This window comes from Streptomyces sp. 8K308, assembly GCF_004348315.1.
GTDB lineage: Bacteria > Actinomycetota > Actinomycetes > Streptomycetales > Streptomycetaceae > Streptomyces.
In genome coordinates this window covers 1-2,185 of record NZ_SMKC01000567.1, presented here as the reverse complement: position 1 = coordinate 2,185, position 2,185 = coordinate 1, and the positions used below count along the sequence as shown (strand labels likewise).

1 pseudogene is annotated in these 2,185 nt (G+C 74.2%); it reads right to left on the bottom strand.

Annotated features, from left to right (window positions below):
• Nucleotides 1-79: 79 nt before the first annotated feature.
• Nucleotides 80-2,124, bottom strand: a pseudogene (locus tag E1265_RS35730) (fructose-specific PTS transporter subunit EIIC).
• Nucleotides 2,125-2,185 lie beyond the last annotated feature (61 nt).

Genomic DNA, 2,185 nt, shown 5'->3' with positions numbered 1-2,185 from the left:
TGACCCCGGAGCGTCCGTGCGCGTCCGGGGACACCGGCACCTCCATGCTCCCGCCCTCGTCGTGGTCACGGCAACCGGATCAAGCCGCCGCCGCGGCCGCCACGCGCTCCTCGGCCGGCGCCTCGGCCGGGGTGGAGTCGCCGCCGGCCGGGCGGCCGGGGCCGCCGGTCCGCCGCCCCTTCAGCAGCACCACCAGGCTCGTGGTGACGAGGGTGCCGGCGGCGATGGCCACCAGGTAGGCCAGCGGGCTGCCGACCAGCGGCACCACGAAGACACCGCCGTGCGGGGCACGCAGCGTGCTGCCGAAGGCCATGGACAGCGCGCCGGTGACGGCGCCGCCCGCCATCGCCGAGGGGATCACCCGCAGCGGGTCGGCGGCGGCGAACGGGATGGCGCCCTCGCTGATGAAGGAGGCGCCGAGCACCCAGGCGGCCTTTCCGTTCTCCCGCTCGGTCGGCGTGAAGAGCCGGCCGCGCACGGTGGTGGCCAGGGCCATGCCCAGCGGCGGGACCATGCCGGCGGCCATCACGGCCGCCATGATCTCCAGGCTGGCCTGAGTCGGGTCGGCCACGGCGATGCCGCCGGTGGCGAAGGCGTAGGCGACTTTGTTGACCGGGCCGCCCAGGTCGAAGCACATCATCAGGCCGAGCAGCACGCCGAGCAGCACCGCGTTGGTGCCGCTGAGGTCGCCGAGCCACGTCGTCATCGACTGCTGCGCCTCGGCGATCGGCTTGCCGACGACGATGAACATCAGGAAGCCGACCACGGCGGAGGACAGCAGCGGGATCACGACCACCGGCATGATGCCGCGCAGCACCGGTGGGATGCGGACCCGCTGGATGCCCATCACCACCGTGCCGGCCAGCAGGCCGGCGGCCAGGCCGCCGAGGAAGCCGGCGTTGATGGTGACGGCGATGGCGCCGCCGACGAAGCCGGGCACGAGGCCGGGGCGGTCGGCCATGCCGTAGGCGATGTAGCCGGCGAGCACGGGGATCAGGAAGCCGAACGCGGCGCCGCCGATCTGGAACATCAGGGCCGCCCAGCTGTCCGCCTCGGTCCACACGAAGTGGTCGGCGACGGAGGGCGCCCCGTTGATCCCGTAGCCGCCGATGGCGAAGGCGAGGGCGATCAGCAGCCCGCCAGCGGCGACGAACGGCACCATGTAGCTGACGCCGGTCATCAGCCACTTGCGCAGTCGGGTGCCGAAGTGGTCGCCCGGTTCGCCGGTCCGGTCGAGCGGGGTGCTCGGGGCGGTGCCCGGCGCGGCGACCTCGCCGCGCGCCGCCTTCGCCCGCGCCTCGGCGAGCAGCTCGGCGGGCCGGTTGATGGCGGCCTTGACGCCGACGTCGACGAGGGGCTTGCCGGCGAACCTGTCCTTCTCCCTGACCTCGACGTCATGGGCGAAGATCACCGCGTCGGCGGCGTCGACGAGCTCGGGCGCAAGCCGCTCGAACCCGGCCGAGCCCTGGGTCTCGACGGTGATCTCCACCCCCTCGTCGGCGGCGGCCCGCTGAAGCGACTCGGCGGCCATGTAGGTGTGCGCGATCCCCGTCGGGCACGAGGTGACGGCGACGACCCGGAAGGGGCGGGCGTCCTGCGGGCTCTTCTGCGGGGTGGCGCGGCCGTCGGCCGTCGCGTCCTGGGCGCCGTCGGCCGTCGCGTCCTGGGCGCCGTCGGCCGCGCCTCGTCGTTGGCTATCAGCGCGGTGGCCTCCTCGGCGGAGGCCGTCTCCCGCAGGGCGGTGGTGAACTCGGGTCGCATCAGCTGACGGGCCAGCGCGGAGAGGATCGTCATGTGGTCCTCGTCGGCACCGGTCGGGGCCGCGATCAGGAAGATCAGGTCGGCGGGGCCGTCCGTCGCGCCGAAGTCGATGCCGTGGGCCGCGCGCCCGAAGGCCAGGCTGGGCTCGGTGACGTGGGCGCTGCGGCAGTGCGGGATGCCGATGCCGCCGTCCAGGCCGGTCGGCATCTGCGCCTCGCGCGCCGCCACGTCGGCCAGGAAGCCTTCGAGGTCGGTGACGCGGCCGGCGGCGGCCAGCCGTTCGGCCAGCGCGCGGGAGGCCGCTTCCTTGGTGGTGGCGGTCAGGTCGAGGTCGACCAGTTCCGGGGTGATCAACTGGCTCATCGCACGGCTCCATTGGCGGGACGGGGGAGGGGGAGGTCGAGGGGCGGATCGGTGGTCACGG